This is a genomic window from Chitinolyticbacter albus, from assembly GCF_024437655.1.
GTDB lineage: Bacteria > Pseudomonadota > Gammaproteobacteria > Burkholderiales > Chitinibacteraceae > Chitinolyticbacter > Chitinolyticbacter albus.
The window spans coordinates 200,029-218,837 of record NZ_JANBVF010000001.1; the positions used below are offsets into that span (position 1 = coordinate 200,029).

Below are 18,809 nucleotides of genomic sequence, written 5' to 3' on the forward strand. Positions count from 1 at the left end.
CGCCGCAGCGGGGTGTGTCGTTTGCAGCGCCCGACGTTAGCCTATGGTCACGCGCGCGAACTTGCGCTTGCCCACCTGCAGCACCACGGTCTCGCCCCTGGCGATCTGCAGCGCCTTGTCGGCAACCTTCTCACCGTTGAGCTTGACCGCGCCCGCCTGAATATCGCGCATTGCCTGGCTGGTCGACGGGCAAAGCTGGGCTTCCTTCAATACTGCGGTGACCACAAGCCCATCGCCATCGGCCGCGAGCGTGAATTCCGGCATCTCGTCCGGCATCGCGCCCTTCTGGAAGCGCGCCTCGAAATCGGCCAGCGCATGCTCGGCTGCCGCCTGGCCATGGAAGCGGGCAACGATCTCCTGCGCCAGCAACACCTTCACGTCGCGCGGGTTGCGGCCACCGTCGATATCGGCCTTGAACGCTTCGATCTCGCTCATTGCCCGGAACGACAGCAGCTCGAAGTAGCGCCACATCAGCGTGTCCGAGACGCTCATCATCTTGCCGAAGATCTCGGTCGCCGGCTCGTCGATACCGATGTAGTTGCCGAGCGACTTGCTCATCTTGTTCGTGCCGTCGAGCCCGACCAGGAGCGGCATCATCAGCACCACCTGCGGCGCCTGGCCATGCTGCTGCTGCAGCATGCGGCCCATCAGCAGGTTGAACTTCTGGTCAGTGCCGCCTAGCTCCATGTCGGCCTGCATCGCCACCGAGTCATACCCTTGCAGCAGCGGATACATGAACTCATGCACGGCGATCGGCTGATTGCCGGCAAAGCGCTTGGAGAAATCATCGCGCTCCAGCATGCGTGCCACGGTGATGCTCGATGCCAGCTTGAGCATGCCGGCCGCGCCCAGCTCCGTGAGCCAGGCCGAATTGAACAGCACCTGCGTCTTTTCGCGATCGAGGATCTTGAAAACCTGACGCTCGTAGGTCTCGGCGTTGCGCTTCACATCGTCTTCGGTCAGCGGCGGGCGGGTGGTGTTCTTGCCGGTCGGGTCCCCGATTCGACCGGTGAAGTCCCCGATCAGGAACTGTGCCGTGTGACCGAGGTCTTGCAGCTGCCGCATCTTGTTGATGAGCACCGTGTGCCCCAGATGCAGATCCGGCGCGGTCGGGTCGAACCCGGCCTTGATCTTCAGTGGCACGCCGGAAACCCGGCTCTTTTCCAGCTTGCGGATCAGTTCGTCTTCCGGGATCAGCTCTTCCACGCCCCGCTTGATGATGGCGAGCGCGGCTTCGGTTTCCGGATGCAGGGGGGCTTGTTCTTGTTCGGCCATGAGGGATCAGCGGCTGGTAAGCCTATGGAAATAAAGGGAATTAAATAAAGTTCGATTTGGCAAGCCGTACAAGTTTTGGTACGCTTGCCGCGCACTAGGAAGCAACCTGACACGATGTTCGAACAGCAAATTCTACCCGAAAAGCCCTCCCGTCCCCAGCCAGCCAGCCGCCGTGTGTGGTTGGCCGCCGCCGTCGCACTGCCGCTGATGGTGACCTTCGGCGCCTATGGCGTGGCCGAATTCGGCCCCCGGGAGGCAGTTGCGGTCACCCCGGTGACCGAAGCCCTGACGCCCCCCGAACTGATCAGCCGCGTCGCCACGACCCCATTCTGGCGTGAAGAAGTGATCCGTTCCGGCGATACGCTGTCGGCCCTGATCGTTCGCCTCGGCATCGATGACGAGGCCGCCAGCGCATTCATCCGCAGCGATGCGTCTGCCCGTCCGCTCTATGAGTTGCGCGCCGGCCGCGTACTACGCGCGCAGACCACGGCCGAGGGCAAACTGCTGCAGCTGCGCTACATGGCCGCTGACAGCACGCAGCTGCAGCTGCTCGCGACTAGCGAAGACTTCGTCGTCAAGCAAGCGCCCGCGGCGCTCACGCGCGAGACCGCGTTCAAGGCCGGCACCATCACGAGCTCGCTGTTCGGCGCGACCGACCGCGTCGAGCTGCCCGATGAAGTGACCCGCCAGTTGATCGAGATTTTCGAAGGCGAGATCGATTTCCATCGCAAGCTGAAAAAAGGCGATCGATTTGGCGTCGTGTTCGAGACATATACGCTCGACGGCCAGGTGATCAAGACCGGACGGATCCTGGCTGCCGAATTCGTCAATGGAGGGCGCAAGCTGCAGGCCGTGTGGTACGAATCCCAACCTGGTGAAGGCGCATATTTTTCGCTCAAGGGCGAGAGCCTGAAGAAGAGCTTTCTGCAGACACCGGTCGAGTTCTCACGGATTTCATCCGGCTTTGCCACCCGCTTCCATCCGGTGCTGCACACCTGGAAACAGCACAAGGGCATAGACTACGCGGCGCCCACCGGCACCCGCATACGGGCCGCATCCGACGGGATAGTGACCCACGCCGCCTACTCGAGCACCTATGGCAACGTGCTCGAGATCAAGCACCAGGGGGTGTACAGCACGCTCTATGCTCACCTCAACCGCTTCGCGCCCGGTCTCAAGGCCGGCCAGCGCGTGCGCCAGGGCGACATCATCGGCTTTGTCGGCACCACCGGCCGCTCCACCGGACCGCATCTGCACTACGAATTCAAGATATCGGGCAATCAGGTCGATCCGACCAAGCTCGACCTGCCACGCAACCAATCGCTCGACGTACGCGAATTTGCCCGTTTCCGTCCGCACGCCGAGCAGCTCAACGCGCAGCTCAACTTGCTGGCGCGCGTCGAACTCGCCCGCGCGGACTGATAGGTAGGGGCCGCGCCCGGCGTGGCCCCTACGCCCCTCGATTCCGGACAGGGCGACCGCGAGGCGGGCCAAACGGTGGCGACGACGCCGCCGGGGTTGGCTACACTCGGACCTTATCCGCAGCCGCTAGTGCGCCTCCCGCCCCATGTCCGACGCCCCCTACTATATCGGTCTGATGACCGGCACCAGCCTCGACGGCATCGATGCCGCGCTTGTCGACTTCACCACCGTTACACCTCGCCTCGTTGCCGCTCAGGGCCGTCCGCTACCGCAGTCATTGCGTAGTCGCCTGCAACGCCTGCAGGCTAGCAGCGACGACGAGCTGCATCTGGCGGCGCTCGCCGGCAACGAATTGGCCGACTGCTATGCCGAAGCAGTGCTGGCACTATTGCTGCGCGCCGGCGTCGATCCTGCCCACGTTGCGGCCATCGGCAACCATGGGCAAACGGTAAGGCATCGTCCGGAAGCCGGTTACACGGTACAACTGGGCAATCACGCGCGGCTGGCCGAACTCACCGGCATCAGCGTCGTAGGCGACTTCCGTTCCCGCGATGTGGCGGCCGGCGGCCAGGGCGCGCCGCTGGTACCCGCTTTTCACCAGGCTTTGTTCGCCGATCCGGCGCGGCACCGGGTGGTCGTCAATATCGGCGGTATCGCCAACCTGACCGATCTGCCGACACGTGCCGATGCCACGGGCTTCGATACCGGCCCGGGCAACGTGCTGCTCGACGCCTGGGTCGAGCTGCACCAGGGCCAGCGCTACGACAGCAACGGCCAGTGGGCTGCCACCGGCCAGGTGCTGGATGACCTCTTGGACGTGCTGCTCGCCGAATCCTACTTCCTGCTGCCCGCCCCCAAGAGTACGGGGCGCGATCTGTTCCATCTGCGTTGGCTGCAAGGCCGCCTTTCCGGTCGCCACGATGCCCCGCAGGATGTACAGGCCACGCTGGTGGCGCTGACGGTGCGTACCATCGCCGACGCCATCCTGTTGCAGGCGCCCGGCGTGGACGAGGTCTTTGTCTGCGGCGGCGGCGCGCACAATGCGCTGTTGATGCAGGGGCTGGCGACCGCTCTGCCGGGCATCGCCGTCTCGACGACAGCCCAACTCGGCGTAGACCCTGACTGGGTGGAGGCTTACGCCTTTGCCTGGCTGGCCCAACGCTGCGTGACGCGCCAGACTGGCAATCTGCCGCAGGTGACCGGCGCCAAGGGCGCGCGCGTGCTGGGTGCCATCTGGCCTGCATGACGCGGCAAGCGTAATGCTGAACACACCGAACAATCGGCCCCGCTGCGACACCTGACGCCTGCTGGAAACGAAATCGCGGGGCCATCACGCGCTTCGCGTGAGTGCGCGCGAAGATCTAGATTCCGCCCCCAATTCGGGGAGCAGCAGACTGTCGAACAAGTGCGCGATGCGAGCTGGATACGCAACAAGCGGCGCTTGGGCTAGACTGTCGCCACCCCATCCAGCCAGGCCGTCATGCACAAGCCCAACCAGTTCGACCTGTTTGCCTCGCGCCGCTTCCTGCCGCTGTTCGGCACGCAATTTCTCGGCGCCTTCAACGACAACCTGTTCAAGAACGCCTTCCTGGTGATGATCGCGTTCTTTGGCTTGTCCGCTGCGGGGCTCGACGCCAAGACACTGGTCAACGCGGCCGCAGGCATCTTCATCATCCCCTTCTTCCTGTTTTCCGCCTTCGCCGGGCAATTGGCTGAGAAGTACGACAAGGCGCGGCTGGCCCAGTGGATCAAGCTGCTGGAGATCGCGATCATGGTGCTGGCAGGCATCGGCTTCTACCAGAAGAATGCCGTCATCCTGTTCACCTGCCTGTTCCTGATGGGACTGCATTCCACGCTGTTCGGACCGCTGAAGTATTCGGTGCTGCCGCAATACCTGAGGGAGGAGGAGCTGCTGGGTGGCAACGGCCTGATCGAGGCCGGCACCTTCATCGCCATCCTGCTCGGGCAGATCGCCGGCACGCTGATCATCCAGCACCAGCCGCACGGCGAGATGCTGATCGTCTATGCCTGCGTCGGCGTGGCGATCGCGGGCTGGCTGGCAAGCCGCGCGATGCCGCCTGCCGCGCCACCCGCGCCCGATATCAAAATCAACTGGAACGTGTTCGGTGAAACCTGGCACATCCTTAGCCACGTGCACCGCAACCGCACGGTATTCCATTCGCTGATGGGCATTTCCTGGTTCTGGTTCTTCGGCTCGGTCTACCTGACCCAGTTACCCGATCTCGCCCGCAATACCGTGGGCGGCAATCCCGGCGTCTACACCTTCCTGATCACGCTGTTCTCGGCCGGTGTCGGCATCGGTTCCACGCTGTGCGAGAAGTTGTCCGGCCGCAAGGTCGAGCTCGGCCTCGTGCCCTTCGGCTCGATCGGCATGAGCGTGTTCGGTATCGATCTCTATTTCGCGCTCTCCTCACTCGTGCCACCGACGCAGCTCTATGACCTGACCGGCTTTGTCGGCGTGGCCGCGCACTGGCGGGTGATGATCGACATCTTGCTGTTGGGCAGCTTCGGCGGCCTCTTCATCGTGCCGCTCTACGCGCTGGTACAGACGCGCACCGAAAAAGCCTTTGTCTCGCGCGCGATCGCCGCCAACAACATCCTCAATTCGCTATTCATGGTGATCGCAGCCGGGATGTGCATTGCGCTGCTGAAAGCGGGACTCACGGTCGCCGGCTTGTTGCTGACCGTGTCGCTGATGAACATTGCCGTGGCGCTTTACATTTACACGCTGATCCCCGAATTCCTGATGCGCTTTCTGGTGTGGATCGCCACGCACACCTTGTACCGCGTGCGCCATCAGGGTCTGGACCATATCCCGGACGAAGGGCCGTGCGTACTGGTCTGCAACCACGTGAGCTTCATGGATGCGCTGATCATCGCCGGCGCGGTGCGCCGCCCGGTACGCTTCGTGATGGACCATCGCATCTTCAAGATCCCGGTGCTGAGTTTCATCTTCAAGACGGCGGGTGCCATCCCCATCGCCCCGGCCAAGGAAGACGCAGCGATGAAGGCCAAGGCGTTCGATCGGGTGGCCGAATACCTGGAAGCCGGTGAAGTGATCTGCATCTTTCCAGAGGGTGGCATTACGCGGGACGGCGCCATCCAGACATTCCGTCCCGGCATCGACGAGATCATCCGCCGCACACCGGTCCCCGTGGTGCCGATGGCGCTGCAAGGCCTGTGGGGCAGCTTCTTCAGCCGCAAGGATGGCGCCGCCATGATGAAATGGCCGCGCCGGGTCTGGTCGCGCATCGGCTTCGTGGTGGGCATGCCGGTTCCGGCAACTGCCGCGGGTTCCGTCGCGCTGGAACAGGAAGTGCGTACGCTGCGCGGCGACTGGGCCTGACCAAGCACAGGCCGCAACGACAAGGGGCGCCATGTGGCGCCCCTGTTTTTGTCACTGTCGCTCTAGCGGTGCTTGATCGGAAACAACTTGTCCAGCCAGCGCAACGCAGTCTGGCGTTGTTCGAGGGTTCCGTTGTACAGCGTTTCCTCCAGCAAACGAAATACGCTGTTGTTCTCACCCTTGATCAAGAGTTCGGCCACCGGTTTGAGCACCGGATCGTCGCTCACGAACTCGGCCGGATCGACCTCGGCGCGTTCCATGCCTTGCTGGTTCACCTCGGTTGCGACCATAAAATCGGCCGGGCTGAACAGCGGCTCTCCGCCGCTATCGACCGTCACCGCTTCGACTTCCTCCACCTCGCTGTCGGGCAACAGCGGCAACGCCGCGTCGGTGGTGATTTCCGCTGCAGGCAGCGGATCAAGATGGAATTCCAGGATCGACGGGGGGCCGGCGACGGTGACCGCCGTCAGGCTCGATAGCGCACTTGCAGGCTTCGCTTCCGGCATGCGCGGCGCCGCGACGGTATCCGTATCATCGATCACCTCGTAAAGCGGATTACCCGGATCGAGCTCGCGCCCCTGTGCCTGGACCTGCTGCCACAGCGCATCGCTGGCGAACTGCAGGCGGAACGCGACCGCACGCTCCTGGAATTGCTGCGTCATCTCGTTCTTGCGCAACACGTCAAAGAGCTTCATCCATAACGCAAGTGTGGTCGGATGCTGCTCGATCTCGTGCGACAGCAGGTTGACCGCCTGCTGCACCAGGCCGTGGTCGATCAGCAATTGCGCCTCTTCCGACACATTGCCGGGCAGCACCACATCGACTTCGTCGTTGTGCCAATCGTTGGCCATCTGCGCAATGTTGTGCGCCAGATCATGCATCCCGCTGCGCGGCATCACGGCGACTACCGGGTCGCCAAGGCCCGTGCTCGGCCGCGCGGTCGTCGGTCCGAACCGTGGTTCCAGACTGGTGGCCAGCGAGAACGCTTCGAACTCCTCGGCATCACGGCGCTCACGCCAGCGCCAATAGGCGTAGCCACCGGGCAGCAGTACCAGCGCCAGCAATCCTGCCCAGATCCAGCTCCCCATGCCGTCAAACGAGCCGGGCTCGCCGGCTGCCGCTGTTTCTGCCTGCGCCGGCCGCGCCTTCAGCTGGGCCAGCTGCTTTTCCATCTGCGCGATCTGGTACTTGAGCTGCATCAGTTGTGCGGTCTGGTCATCGGACTCCAAGAGCAGCAGGTTCTCGCGCAGACGCAGACTCTCTTCCGGCGTCATGCTCGGCTGATGATCGAGGTTGAGTTCGGGGCTGGACAGCCGCAAGTGAAATTCACCCGAATCGCCTTGCGATCGCGGAGCAAGCCCGGCGGCTGATAACGCGCGTGGCGTGGGCAACGGTTCGATGCGCAATACCGGCGCGGCATCCTGCGCCAACACCTGCCCCGCTTGCGGCGTAGCCGGGCGGCTGCGGGGCGACGGCAGGTTGACCGCCACGCCTGGATCGAGCCGGGCCCGCGAATTTTGCGGCAGATCGGGATTAAGACCATGCAGCTCGTCAATCAGCCAAGCCCGCTCCTGCTCGTCCCGCGGAAAGTAGCGCCGGGCGATCTGCTCGATGCTGTCGCCGGACTCGCTGCGCCAGACGCCGCCAAGCTCCGGCAGCGTGCGACGCACCGAGCGCGCAGCGGGGCGAGCCGAATCCCTTGGCGCCACCACGGGGGCATAGCCGCGCGGGTCGAGCAGCAGCGTGTAATCGCGCTGGAACTCGCCGACCTCCCGCCCCGGACAGGCCAAGCGCACGGTGACATTGAGCACCGGCTCGTCTATGGTCTGGCTGCCCTGGATGTAAAGCTGTCCGTCTTCGTACAGCAGCTGCGCACGCAGCAGTTGCATCCCGTCCCCGTTGCCGGGAACCAGGCGGAAACATCGCGTCGACAGCGATTCGTCTTCATCGACCGTGACGGCGATGCTGCCCTCGAAACGCTCGCCGAGCGCCGAACGCAGCTGCATGTCTCCCAAAGACGCGGCGGGCGCAGCCGTCACCCAACCTACGGCCATCAGCGACAGGGACAGGCGGGACGGAGAAACAGAAAAACGCATCAGTTACCTTGGCCGTCTCGCGAATATGCGTTCAAACAATGTCCAGGTGATCGATCCCGGAGAGCACGTCGCGCTGCTTGGATTCGGACCCCTGCAATTTGATCTGCAGCCGCAAGTCGTTCACGGAATCGGCGTTGCGCAGCGCGTCTTCGTAGCTGATCTTGCCGGCCTCGTAGATGTCGAACAGGCTCTGGTCGAAGGTCTGCATGCCAAGCTCGCGCGACTTCTTCATGATTTCCTTGATCTCATGGACCTCGCCCTTGAAGATCAGATCGGAAATCAGCGGCGAATTGAGCATCACCTCGACCGCGGCAACACGCCCCTTGCCGGTTCGATGCGGCACCAGCCGCTGCGACACGAAGGCTTTCAGGTTGAGCGACAGATCCATCAGAAGCTGCGCGCGGCGCTCTTCGGGGAAGAAGTTGATGATACGGTCAAGCGCCTGGTTGGACGAGTTGGCGTGCAAGGTGGCCATGCACAGGTGACCGGTTTCGGCAAAGGCGATCGCGTAGTCCATGGTGTCGCGATCGCGGATCTCGCCGATCAGGATCACGTCCGGCGCTTGACGCAGCGTGTTCTTCAGCGCGGCGCCCCAGCTATCGGTATCGACGCCCACTTCGCGCTGCGTGACGATGCAATTCTTGTGCTCGTGCACATATTCGATCGGGTCTTCGATCGTGATGATGTGATCGTACGACGCCTCATTGCGATGGCCGATCATGGCAGCAAGCGAGGTCGACTTGCCCGACCCCGTGCCGCCCACGAAGATCACGAGGCCACGCTTGCTCATAGCGATGTCCTGCAGCACAGGCGGCAGTCCCAGCTCGCCCAGCTTGGGGATTTCGGAATTGATGGTCCGCAGCACCATACCGACCCGGCCTTGCTGCATGAAGGCGTTGACGCGAAAGCGCCCCAGATTGCCCGGGCTGATCGCGAAGTTACACTCCTTGCTGCCTTCGAACTCCTCGGCCTGGCGATCGTTCATGATCGAACGCGCCAGCTCCTTGGTATGTTGCGCCGTCAGCACCTGCGGCGACACCGGAGTGACCCTGCCATCGATCTTCATCGCCGGTGGGAAATCGGCGGTGATAAAGAGATCGGACGCGCCCTTGGCGCGCATGTGGCGCAGGAGATCCTGCATGAATTTGGCTGCCTGCTCTTTTTCCATCGCCCTGACCGTTGTGTATCGGTTTATCCGTTATACGCGTTGAGATGAGCCTGCGCCGGACTCAACCCTTGAAATTATCCGGAATGGCGGCCTTGGTGCGCGCCTCGGCCAACGAGACCACATTACGCTGCACCAGCGTCTGCAGGCTCTGATCGAGCGTCTGCATGCCAAACTGGCTACCAGTCTGGATCGACGAGTACATTTGCGCGATCTTGTTCTCGCGGATCAGGTTACGGATGGCGGGGATGCCGATCATGATCTCGTGCGCAGCCACGCGGCCCTGCCCGTCCTTGGTCTTGAGCAGCGTCTGTGAGATCACTGCGCGCAGCGATTCGGACAACATCGCACGCACCATTTCCTTCTCCGCCGCCGGGAACACGTCAACCACCCGGTCTATGGTCTTGGCCGCCGAGCTGGTGTGCAAGGTACCGAACACCAAGTGACCGGTTTCAGCAGCAGTCAGCGCCAGCCGGATCGTTTCCAGATCGCGCATTTCGCCGACCAGGATCACATCCGGATCCTCGCGCAGCGACGAGCGCAGCGCGTTGGAGAAGCTCAGCGTATGCGGCCCGACCTCGCGCTGGTTGATCAGGCACTTCTTCGATTGGTGCACGAATTCGATTGGATCCTCCACCGTGAGGATGTGACCGTACTCGTTTTCGTTGATGTAATTGACCATCGCCGCAAGCGTGGTCGACTTGCCCGAGCCGGTGGGGCCCGTCACCAGCACCAGACCACGCGGGTTCTCAGCGATGTCCTGGAATACCTTGGGCGAATTCAGCTCTTCGAGCGTCAGCACCTTGGACGGAATGGTCCGGAATACGGCCCCCGCACCGCGGTTCTGCACGAAGGCATTGACGCGAAAACGTGCGAGGTTAGGAATCTCGAACGAGAAATCCGCCTCCAGCGTATCCTCGTACACCTTGCGCTGGCCGTCGTTCATGATGTCGTACACCATGTCGTGCACGTCCTTGTGCTCCAGCGGCGGCAGATTGATGCGGCGCACATCGCCGTGCACCCGGATCATGGGCGGCAGACCGGAGGAAAGGTGCAAATCGGAGGCCTTGTTCTTGACGGCGAAGGCCAAGAGTTCAGAGATTTCCATTTATAATTTTGTCCTTCGGCAAGGCGCCGCAAGCTGGGCAATCGGCACTGCAAGGGGCTAGAAATCTAGGGCCGGCGTGCAATTCTCGGGGCATTATGGCAACGATTTTTACGACGTGGCAAGGCGTGAAGGCCCGTATGGGAGTGGCGCAACGACAAGCGCGCCGCGGCAATGGCGCAGTGCATCTGCTCGCCGTCAGCAAGACCTTTCCCGCCGCATCGGTACGCGAGCTTTATGCATTGGGGCAACGCGCCTTTGGTGAGAACTACGTGCAGGAACTCGTTTCCAAAGCTGCGGAGCTGGCCGATCTGGACGAGATCGAATGGCATTTCATCGGCCCATTGCAAAGCAACAAGACCCGCCCAGTGGCTGAAATCGCCAGCTGGGTGCATACGGTGGATCGCTTGAAGATCGCTGAGCGGCTGTCCGTGCAGCGGCGCGAAACAACGCCGCCGCTCAATGTCTGCATCCAGGTCAATGTGTCCGGCGAGGCCAGTAAATCGGGGGTCGCTCCCACCGAGGCAGCGGCGCTGGTCCGGGCGGTGGCTCGCTTGCCGCGGCTGCGGGTGCGTGGGCTGATGTGCATCCCGGAACCGACCGGCGACGACGAGCGGCTTGCTGCGCAATTTGCAACACTGCGTGGTTTGAAAGAACAACTGGAGCGCGAAGGGATCGCGCTCGATACGCTGTCCATGGGCATGTCATCCGACCTGGAAATCGCGATCCGGGAAGGCGCCACCATGGTGCGCGTGGGTACGGCGCTATTTGGCGCACGAAACTGAATACGTAGAAGGGGAACGCGATGAAAATCAGCTTTATCGGTGGCGGCAACATGGCGAGCGCCATGCTGGGCGGCATGCTGGGCCAGGGTTTCGCGGCCAGCGAAATCCATGTGGTCGATCCGGACGAAGCCCAGCGCGCCCAACTCGCCGCGCAATACGGCGTGAGCGTCGCCGAGCCCGGCACGACGCTGCCGCACAGCGACGTTATCGTGCTGGCAGTCAAGCCCCAGCAACTGAAGGCGGTCGCCCAGGAGATCGCGGCGGCGGCGGGCCAGTCGCTCGTCATCTCGATCGCAGCGGGCATCCGCGCCGATACGCTGTCGCGCTGGCTGGGTGGCCACACCCATATCGTGCGGGTGATGCCCAATACCCCGGCGCTGGTGCAGGCCGGGATTTCCGGCGCCTATGCCATGGCGGGTGTCGATACCGCCGGCCGGGCGCTCGCGGAGCGCATCCTCGCTTCGATCGGTGAAGTGGTGTGGGTGGCGCAAGAGAGCGAGATCGACGGCATCACCGCAATCTCCGGCAGCGGTCCGGCCTACGTGTTCTATTTCATGGAAGCGCTGCAAGCGGCGGCGCGCGCGCAGGGCTTCGAGACCGAAACCGCACGCAAGCTCGCTTACCAGACCTTTGCCGGCGCCGTGAAACTCGCGCTCGCCAGCGACGACGACGCGGCCACGCTGCGCACCAAGGTCACCAGCAAGGGGGGCACGACCGAGCGCGCGATCAATGCCTTCGAGACCAGCCAGCTGCGCGCCACCATCATTGCCGCCGCGTCCGCCGCCGCCGCGCGTTCGCGCGAGCTGGGCGACGAGCTGGGCCGGGATGTGGACTGAGGAGCCGGTATGCTGATCGACGCCCTCGCCTTCCTGCTGCGCAGCATCGGCGGCCTGCTGATCCTGCTGCTGCTCGCGCGCTTCTACCTGCAGGCCTTTCGTGCACCATTCCGTAATCCGCTCGGCCAGTTCGTGATGGCGCTGACTGACTGGGCGGTGCTGCCAGCGCGGCGCCTGGTGCCGCCGCTGCGCGGCTACGATACCGCCAGCATCCTGCTCGCCTGGCTGACCGCGTTGCTGATGCACTTCGCGCTCTTGGCGCTCTCGCCCTGGCCCTTCGTGTTCACCTCGCCGTTGTCGGCGCTGGCACTGGCGCTGGTTGCCGCGCTGGAGCTGCTGCGCATGTCGCTCTACCTGCTGTTTGCCGCCGTGATCGGGCAGGCGCTGATGTCGTGGGTGGCGCCGTACAACCCATTGATGCCGCTGCTCAATACGCTGACCGCACCCTTTTTACGACCGCTGCGCCGTATCATTCCCCCGGTCGGCGGCGTCGATATCACCCCCATCGTGCTGTTGCTGGCCATCCAGCTCGTGCTCGGTGTGTTCATCGCGCAGCTGGAGCCCGCCATCCTGCAATACGTCTCGTTGCCGGCAACGCGTTGAGCGACTGGTTCTGCCCTAGCTACGAGGGCTGGCTGCTGACGCTGCACATCCAGCCTGGCGCGAAACACACCGCGATCGCCGGCCTGCATGGTGGCGCGCTGAAAATACGGCTGGCCGCACCACCGGTGGACGGCAAGGCCAACGAGGCGCTGCTGGTCTATCTGGCCGAGCGCCTCGGTCTGCCACGCCGGGCGTTGGAATTGAAAAGCGGCGCCACATCGCGCCGCAAGGTAATCCGGGTACATGGCGGAGGTAACCCCGCCGCGCTACTACAAGCCTGAGCACAGGGCCTAGCGCTTGATCCGGTGCTCGGCCGCCACATGGGGATCGATGCGCCGGTATTCGCCATCGATCACGTCGGACGGCGGCTGCAACGGGCCGGCACGCCGGCCCCAGGGCAACAGCAGCACCAGGCCGACCGCATCGCCGATCAGGCCCGGCAGCAACAGCAGCACGGCAGCGAGGTAATAGCGCGCCACCCAGATCAGGCTGCCAACCGAGAGCTTGCCGGCGCGCAGATCGCCAACCAGCGAGAACGCGACGGCCAGCTTGTGATGCCGCAGCATCATGCCGCCAGCGATCGCGGTGAGCACGATCCACGCCAGCAGCCAGCCGGTACCGATGGCCTTGGCAGCAAGAATGAGGGCAACGATTTCTGCCGCCGGATAGGCGAGCAACAGAAGGACCAGATAAGGCATGAATGAATCCCGAGTATGTATGGTGCTGTGCAACTGCCCCGACCAGGACGTGGCGCGGCGGCTGGCGCAAGGCGCGGTCGATGCCGGACTTGCCGCCTGCGTGAACCTGTTGCCCGCCGTGGAATCAGTCTACCGCTGGCAAGGGAAAACCGAAATCGCCAGCGAAGTTCCACTTCTGGTAAAAACGACGCTGGATGTCTACCCGCGCCTGCAACTCTGGCTCGCCGAGCAACACCCCTACGAGGTGCCGGAGATCGTCGCACTTCCGTTGATATCGGGGCTGCCGGCGTATCTGCAATGGGTGGATGACGTCGTGCACGAGGAAAATTGATCTTGCTTCGCCCGCTGCTTGCCTGCCTGCTGTGCTGCCTTGCGCTGCTCGCCCATGCCGAACCCGAGCTGTTGCCGCCGGATCAGGCCTTCCGCGTCCAGTTGATACAAACGGGTGATCGCACGCTCGAAGCACAATTCAGCGTGGCGCCGGGCTACTACCTCTACCGCGATCGCATCAGCTTTGCGCTGCAACCGGCGCAGCCGCTGCAGGCCAATCTCCCCGATGGCGAGATCAAGGACGACCCCAGCTTCGGCAAGGTCGCGGTCTACCATCGCGATGTCGCGGCCGAACTCGTCGCGACCTCGCCCATCCCCCCCGGAGCGCGGGTCACGATCACCTTTCAGGGCTGTGCCGACGTCGGCATCTGCTATCCGCCGCAGACCGCCAGCCTGGCGCCCGGCGAGCGCAGCGGCAAGGCCGGCGGCGTCGCATCGCTGTTCGGCAACCGGAGCAGCGGGACAGGCCCCGCGACGATGGACGACGAATCGGGCTTCTTCCACGGCGGCGCCCTGCTCACGCTGGCGCTGTTCTACGCAGCGGGCGTTGGCCTTGCGCTGACCGCCTGCATGTATCCGCTCCTGCCCATCGTTTCCAGCATCGTCGTCGGCAATAACGCAGGACGCATGCGCGGCCTGCTGCTGACCATGCTCTACGTGCAGGGCATGGCGCTCACCTACACGCTGGCCGGCGTCGCCGCCGCTGCCACCGGCACGCTGCTGACGGTTGCGCTGCAGCAGCCCTGGGTGATTGCCACGACTGCCTTGCTGTTCGCCAGCATGGCATTCGCCATGTTCGGCGCCTTCCAGTTCCAGCTGCCGAGCAGCGTGCAATCGGTATTCAATCAACTGGCGCACCGCATGCCCGGCGGCAAGCTCTTGCCAGTGTTCCTGATGGGCGCGGTGTCGGCGCTCATCGTCGGTCCCTGCGTCGCCCCGCCCTTGGTCGCGGCGCTGGCCTATCTGGGGCAGACGGGAGACACCGTGCTCGGCGGCGCGGCGCTGTACGCGCTGGCGCTGGGTATCGGCACACCGCTGATCGTAGTCGGCGCGTTCGGCGCCACCGTGCTGCCCCGGCTGTCGCGCACGGTGATGCGCGGCGTGAAGATCGTGTTCGGCATCGTGCTGCTCGGCACCGCCGTCTGGCTGTCGCGCCCGCTGTGGCTGCACACCCTGCCGGCGCCCGACATCCCCGCCTTCCAGACCGTACGAAGCGAGGCCGAGCTTGATGCCGCGCTCGTCGCTGCGCGCGGCAAGCCGGTGATGCTCGACATGTACGCGGACTGGTGCACCAGCTGCGTCGAGTTCGAACGCGAGACGTTGTCTGACGACACTGTGCGCCGCCAGCTCGCCGACTACACGCTGCTGCGCGCCGATCTCACCGCCAATACCGCCGCCGACGCCGCGCTGTTGCGCCGCTACGGCCTGTACGGCCCACCCGCCCTGCTGTTCTTCGACCGCGAAGGCAAACTATTGCCGCGCCGGGTCGTCGGCTTTCAGAATGCCCAGACCTTTTCCGCCACGCTGAATACGATCCAGCCATGATCCATCGCCTGTTACCCGCCTTGCTCGCCAGTACAATCGCCGTAGCGGCACACGCCGAAGCGCCGCTGTACAAGAGCCGCTTCAAGACGCTGGATGGCAAACAAGCCGCCGTCGCGCAATGGCGCGGCAAGCCGCTCGTGGTCAACTTCTGGGCCACCTGGTGCGCGCCGTGCCGCGAGGAAATCCCCGAGTTCATCCAATTGCAGAAGAAGTACGCAGGCCGCGTGCAGTTCGTGGGCATTGCCATCGACGACGCGGTCTCGGCGCAAGCCTTTATCAAGCAATACAAGGTGAACTACCCCAACCTCATCGGCGAAGCCGATGTGATGAAGGCCATGCAACACGAAGGCAATGTCGTCGGCGGCCTGCCGTTCACCACCATTTACGATGCGCGCGGCAACAAGGTCGCCGCCGAACTCGGTCGCCTGAGGGCCAGCAAGCTCGACGGCATCCTGAAAAAACTGACCACCCAGCCCAAATCGCCATGACCGACCGCCTGACCCAGTTCCTCGATCGCTTCGAAGCCTTCCTGACCCGTGCCGAACCACTGCTGCCGGCCAGCCAGGACACTACCGACTGGAGCGCGCAGGCCTATCGCTGGCGCGTGCGCCAGGGCGTAGGCCAGCTGGAAGCGGTGCGCCACCCCCATGCGATCCGGCTCGACCAACTGGTGAACGTCGAACTGCAGCGCGGACGGCTGACTGCCAATACCCGGCAGTTCGTCGAGGGCAAGCTCGCCAACAACGTGCTGCTGACCGGCGCACGCGGCTGCGGTAAGAGCTCGCTGGTGAAAGCCGTATGGAATGAATTTCGCGAGCACGGCCTGCGGTTGATCGAGGTCGAGAAGACCCATCTGGTCGATCTGCCCGACATCGTCGAGCTGGTTGGCGCCCGCGACGAGCGCTACATCGTGTTTTGCGATGACCTGTCGTTCGAAGAGGGCGACCATGGCTACCAAGCGCTAAAAACCGCGCTGGACGGCTCGATTGCCGCGACCAGCCCCAATGTGCTGATCTACGCCACATCCAACCGCCGCCACCTGGTGCCAGAGTACTTCAGCGAGAACGCGCAAACCCGCTACGAAGGCGGCGAGATCCACTTTGCCGAAGCCATCGAAGAGAAAGTGGCGCTGTCCGAACGATTCGGGCTGTGGCTGTCGTTCTACGGCTTCTCGCAGGACGAGTACCTTGCCGCCGTGCGGCAGTGGCTGGGCGAGTTCAGCGTAACCACCTGGGATGCCGACAGCGAGCGCGCCGCGCTGCAGTGGGCCCAAGGCCGCGGCGCGCGCAGCGGCCGCATCGCCTGGCAATTCGCCCGAGACTGGGCCGGTAGCCGCTAAGCGGCGCTCATCAAACCCGGGCTGGCTGTGCTCGTGCCGTACCCCTTGTACTGTCTGCGACCGATAGGAAGTCCGTTGTTTCGCCTTTCCGGGCATTTCGCGCGCGTTGCCAGCAGCCGCTACGCCGGGCTTTGCTCGCGGCGGATCAATCGCTGAAGTCCGGCTCGAAGATCACCGTCGCGTCGCCGTGCAGGCCAACGACGAAGGAGCCATTGCCGGCGATGCCCTTGAGTCCATCGGTGCCCGATCCGGGGATCACGGTCCAGCGGCTAAGCGCCGCCCTGCCCTGAAAGCTGCCCGCATGCTGGAACAGGCAAGTACCGGGCCGGCCCTGTATCGTGCCGGAGAAGTGCTCGATGCCGACAAAGGTCGCAGAGTGGTCGGGGTGATGCACCATCAGGTATTCGACTGAGCTCCTGCCGATCATCGCCCCGCGATAGCTCTGGGTCACCACGGTGCGGGACAAATGACCACCGTCCGGCAGATCCCGCGCCCGCTTCTCGTCCCACAACGTGATCTGGAACGTCGATTGCGTGCCGTCGGGCGAACCGAAACCACGGCCCGGCTTGTGCGATTCGAACAGCGCATGTGCACGGGATTCAGGATTCATGCCGAGCATCTCCCACCTCCCGCGCCATCCCCCACGCCAGACCGGCCAGTACGTACCGTTGCGATACAATTGGCCGCCGGGTAAGGCCGGCAAGCGCCAAACCGTGCCGCAATGAAGCCCGCTCCTTGCGCCAGGACATATCACCTCCTTGCACGCATTACACACAGCCATCCTAGGCTTTCCACCTCCGAAACAAATCGGGATATTCACACCCATGGGCAAGCCCAGCAAAATCGTCAATGTCGCGGCCGGCATCCTCATTAACGGTGACGGCAGCTTTCTGCTGGCCAGCCGCCCTGCCGGCAAGGCGTACGCCGGTTACTGGGAATTTCCCGGTGGCAAGCTCGAAGCGGGCGAGACGGCATACGCCGCGCTGGTACGCGAACTGCACGAGGAGATGGGCATCACGGTCACGGCCGCCACGCCTTGGATCGTGCAGACTTTCAGCTACCCGCACGCCACGGTACGGCTGCATTTTTTCCGCGTGACCGCCTGGCAGGGCGAACCCCACCCGCGCGAGGGGCAAGCCCTCGCCTGGCAGACACCGGGTGCATTGACGCAATCGCCCATCCTGCCGGCCAATGGCCCCATCCTGCGGGGTCTGGCTTTGCCCGATACGCTGGCGCTATCGAATGTCGCGGGCCTTGGTGAAACGGCGTGGCTGGCACGACTGGATGCGGCACTGGAACAGGGCCTTTCCATGCTGGTGCTGCGCGAACCCCAGCTGGATGCCGGGCGCTACGCGGCGCTGGCGCGTCTGACGTTGGCTCGGGCCCGTCAGCATGGCTGCCGGGTACTGTTGCACGACGCCATCACGCTCGCGCGCGAGCTGGAAGCCGATGGCGCCCAGCTCAGCGCCCGCGCGGCTTCTGCGCTACAGATGCGGCCCGATGGCCTGCACTGGCTGGGCGTTTCCGCACACACGCCAGATGAACTGGCCGTCGCACAGCGTATTGGCGCCGACTACGCCTGCATCGGTCATGTGAAGGAGACGGCATCCCATCCCGGAGCGGCGCCACTTGGCTGGTCGGGTTATGCCGGGCTGCTCGGCCAGGGCTGGCCGTTTCCGGTCTATGCGATTGGCGGCCTTGCGATGGCCGATGTCGCCACTGCGCAGCAATATGGCGGCCATGGCGTTGCCCAGCTCTCTGGCGCGTGGCTGTGAAAGGCTGGTGGCGTCGCGTGGCGCTGGTGTTGCCGCTGCTGGCGCTCGGCATTTACACCGCGCAATACCTGGGCTGGATCAGCCTTGGCCCGGCCCGCGCCACGCCCCCCGGCCTAAGGTACGATTGCCCGGACCTGGCTCGCGGTTGCGCGTTCCGGATCAACCAGCACATGTACACGCTGGAGAGCGATGCAGCGCTGCGCCCGGCCACGCCCTTCACGCTGACGCTACATGGCCCGGCAGTGCAGGCCGAGGCCGAATGGCGTATGCCGGACATGGACATGGTGCCCAATCGAGCGCGGTTCGAAGCCGCGAGTGCAGGCGTTGCTCGGTTGCGTACCGCCTTGCCGTTCTGCAGCGCCTCGCGCCACGATTGGTTGTTGTATCTGACGCTCGACGACCAGCAGGTGATCATACGTACACGTTCGCGCTCCTAGGCTGACGGCGGCTTGGCGATCGGTAATAATC

At 64.0% G+C, this 18,809-nt stretch carries 19 protein-coding genes; 13 read left to right on the forward strand and 6 right to left on the reverse strand.

The window, feature by feature from the left end; genetic code table 11:
* Nucleotides 1–36: 36 nt before the first annotated feature.
* Entirely contained in the window at nt 37–1,275 is a 1,239-nt protein-coding gene (tyrS, locus tag NLI84_RS00975) for a tyrosine--tRNA ligase (protein ID WP_255987529.1), read from the reverse strand.
* A gap of 114 nt (nt 1,276–1,389) precedes the next feature.
* On the opposite strand from tyrS, the gene NLI84_RS00980 reads away from it, so the two are divergent.
* The 3 genes from NLI84_RS00980 (at nt 1,390) to NLI84_RS00990 (ending at nt 6,064) form a co-directional block, all read left to right on the forward strand.
* A complete protein-coding gene (locus NLI84_RS00980) occupies nt 1,390–2,697 on the forward strand; it encodes a M23 family metallopeptidase (RefSeq protein ID WP_255987531.1) in 1,308 nt (435 codons plus the stop codon).
* A 145-nt stretch (nt 2,698–2,842) separates the two neighbouring features.
* Nucleotides 2,843–3,943 (forward strand): anhydro-N-acetylmuramic acid kinase, encoded by a 1,101-nt coding sequence (locus NLI84_RS00985; RefSeq protein ID WP_255987533.1) that lies wholly within the window; start codon nt 2,843–2,845, stop codon nt 3,941–3,943.
* A gap of 234 nt (nt 3,944–4,177) precedes the next feature.
* Nucleotides 4,178–6,064, forward strand: coding sequence for an MFS transporter (locus tag NLI84_RS00990; protein ID WP_255987534.1), 1,887 nt, complete (start codon nt 4,178–4,180; stop codon nt 6,062–6,064).
* Nucleotides 6,065–6,126: 62 nt separating this feature from the next.
* Here the strand turns inward: NLI84_RS00990 and NLI84_RS00995 are convergent, their stop codons facing one another.
* The 3 genes from NLI84_RS00995 to NLI84_RS01005 all read right to left on the reverse strand — a co-directional run bounded on the left by NLI84_RS00995 (nt 6,127) and on the right by NLI84_RS01005 (nt 10,433).
* On the reverse strand, nt 6,127–8,070 hold the full coding sequence (locus NLI84_RS00995; RefSeq protein ID WP_255987535.1) for a type IV pilus assembly protein FimV: 1,944 nt from the start codon (nt 8,068–8,070) through the stop codon (nt 6,127–6,129).
* Nucleotides 8,071–8,191: 121 nt separating this feature from the next.
* Nucleotides 8,192–9,328 (reverse strand): PilT/PilU family type 4a pilus ATPase, encoded by a 1,137-nt coding sequence (locus NLI84_RS01000; RefSeq protein WP_255987536.1) that lies wholly within the window; start codon nt 9,326–9,328, stop codon nt 8,192–8,194.
* A gap of 61 nt (nt 9,329–9,389) precedes the next feature.
* Nucleotides 9,390–10,433 (reverse strand): type IV pilus twitching motility protein PilT, encoded by a 1,044-nt coding sequence (locus NLI84_RS01005; protein ID WP_255987537.1) that lies wholly within the window; start codon nt 10,431–10,433, stop codon nt 9,390–9,392.
* Between the two features lie 95 nt (nt 10,434–10,528).
* On the opposite strand from NLI84_RS01005, the gene NLI84_RS01010 reads away from it, so the two are divergent.
* Genes NLI84_RS01010 through NLI84_RS01025 form a run of 4 tightly spaced genes read left to right on the forward strand, consistent with a single transcriptional unit; the run spans nt 10,529 to nt 12,935 of the window.
* The gene (locus NLI84_RS01010; protein ID WP_255987538.1) at nt 10,529–11,215 is read left to right on the forward strand and encodes a YggS family pyridoxal phosphate-dependent enzyme; all 687 of its coding nucleotides are present in this window, start codon (nt 10,529–10,531) and stop codon (nt 11,213–11,215) included.
* A gap of 20 nt (nt 11,216–11,235) precedes the next feature.
* Nucleotides 11,236–12,051, forward strand: a complete 816-nt coding sequence (proC, locus tag NLI84_RS01015; protein WP_255987539.1) for a pyrroline-5-carboxylate reductase — start codon at nt 11,236–11,238, stop codon at nt 12,049–12,051.
* Nucleotides 12,052–12,060: 9 nt separating this feature from the next.
* The gene (locus tag NLI84_RS01020; protein WP_255987541.1) at nt 12,061–12,654 is read left to right on the forward strand and encodes a YggT family protein; all 594 of its coding nucleotides are present in this window, start codon (nt 12,061–12,063) and stop codon (nt 12,652–12,654) included.
* The gene (locus NLI84_RS01025) at nt 12,651–12,935 is read left to right on the forward strand and encodes a DUF167 domain-containing protein (RefSeq protein WP_255987543.1); all 285 of its coding nucleotides are present in this window, start codon (nt 12,651–12,653) and stop codon (nt 12,933–12,935) included. The genes NLI84_RS01020 and NLI84_RS01025 overlap by 4 nt, the downstream gene beginning before the upstream one ends.
* Nucleotides 12,936–12,944: 9 nt before the next feature.
* On the opposite strand, the gene NLI84_RS01030 is transcribed toward NLI84_RS01025, so the two are convergent.
* Nucleotides 12,945–13,352 (reverse strand): FxsA family protein, encoded by a 408-nt coding sequence (locus NLI84_RS01030; protein WP_255987544.1) that lies wholly within the window; start codon nt 13,350–13,352, stop codon nt 12,945–12,947.
* Between NLI84_RS01030 and cutA the strand changes: the two genes are divergently transcribed.
* The 4 genes from cutA to NLI84_RS01050 are packed head-to-tail and all read left to right on the forward strand — an operon-like array spanning nt 13,351 to nt 16,566.
* Entirely contained in the window at nt 13,351–13,683 is a 333-nt protein-coding gene (gene cutA / locus NLI84_RS01035; protein ID WP_255987547.1) for a divalent-cation tolerance protein CutA, read from the forward strand. The genes NLI84_RS01030 and cutA overlap by 2 nt on opposite strands.
* Nucleotides 13,684–13,685: 2 nt before the next feature.
* Nucleotides 13,686–15,227 carry a protein-disulfide reductase DsbD gene (dsbD, locus tag NLI84_RS01040; protein WP_255987548.1) on the forward strand — a complete coding sequence of 514 codons (1,542 nt, stop codon included), beginning with the start codon at nt 13,686–13,688 and terminating at the stop codon, nt 15,225–15,227.
* Nucleotides 15,224–15,715: a TlpA family protein disulfide reductase gene (locus NLI84_RS01045; RefSeq protein ID WP_255987549.1), complete on the forward strand. Its 492-nt coding sequence runs from the start codon at nt 15,224–15,226 to the stop codon at nt 15,713–15,715. The genes dsbD and NLI84_RS01045 overlap by 4 nt, the downstream gene beginning before the upstream one ends.
* Nucleotides 15,712–16,566 (forward strand): ATP-binding protein, encoded by an 855-nt coding sequence (locus NLI84_RS01050; protein WP_255987550.1) that lies wholly within the window; start codon nt 15,712–15,714, stop codon nt 16,564–16,566. The genes NLI84_RS01045 and NLI84_RS01050 overlap by 4 nt, the downstream gene beginning before the upstream one ends.
* A gap of 145 nt (nt 16,567–16,711) precedes the next feature.
* Here the strand turns inward: NLI84_RS01050 and NLI84_RS01055 are convergent, their stop codons facing one another.
* Entirely contained in the window at nt 16,712–17,176 is a 465-nt protein-coding gene (locus NLI84_RS01055; RefSeq protein WP_255987551.1) for a DUF3224 domain-containing protein, read from the reverse strand.
* Nucleotides 17,177–17,390: 214 nt separating this feature from the next.
* On the opposite strand from NLI84_RS01055, the gene NLI84_RS01060 reads away from it, so the two are divergent.
* Together NLI84_RS01060 and NLI84_RS01065 are read left to right on the forward strand one after the other, a co-directional pair.
* Complete coding sequence (locus tag NLI84_RS01060; RefSeq protein ID WP_255987552.1) at nt 17,391–18,341, forward strand: Nudix family hydrolase; 951 nt, start codon at nt 17,391–17,393, stop codon at nt 18,339–18,341.
* Nucleotides 18,332–18,778 (forward strand): hypothetical protein, encoded by a 447-nt coding sequence (locus NLI84_RS01065; protein WP_255987553.1) that lies wholly within the window; start codon nt 18,332–18,334, stop codon nt 18,776–18,778. The genes NLI84_RS01060 and NLI84_RS01065 overlap by 10 nt, the downstream gene beginning before the upstream one ends.
* Nucleotides 18,779–18,809 lie beyond the last annotated feature (31 nt).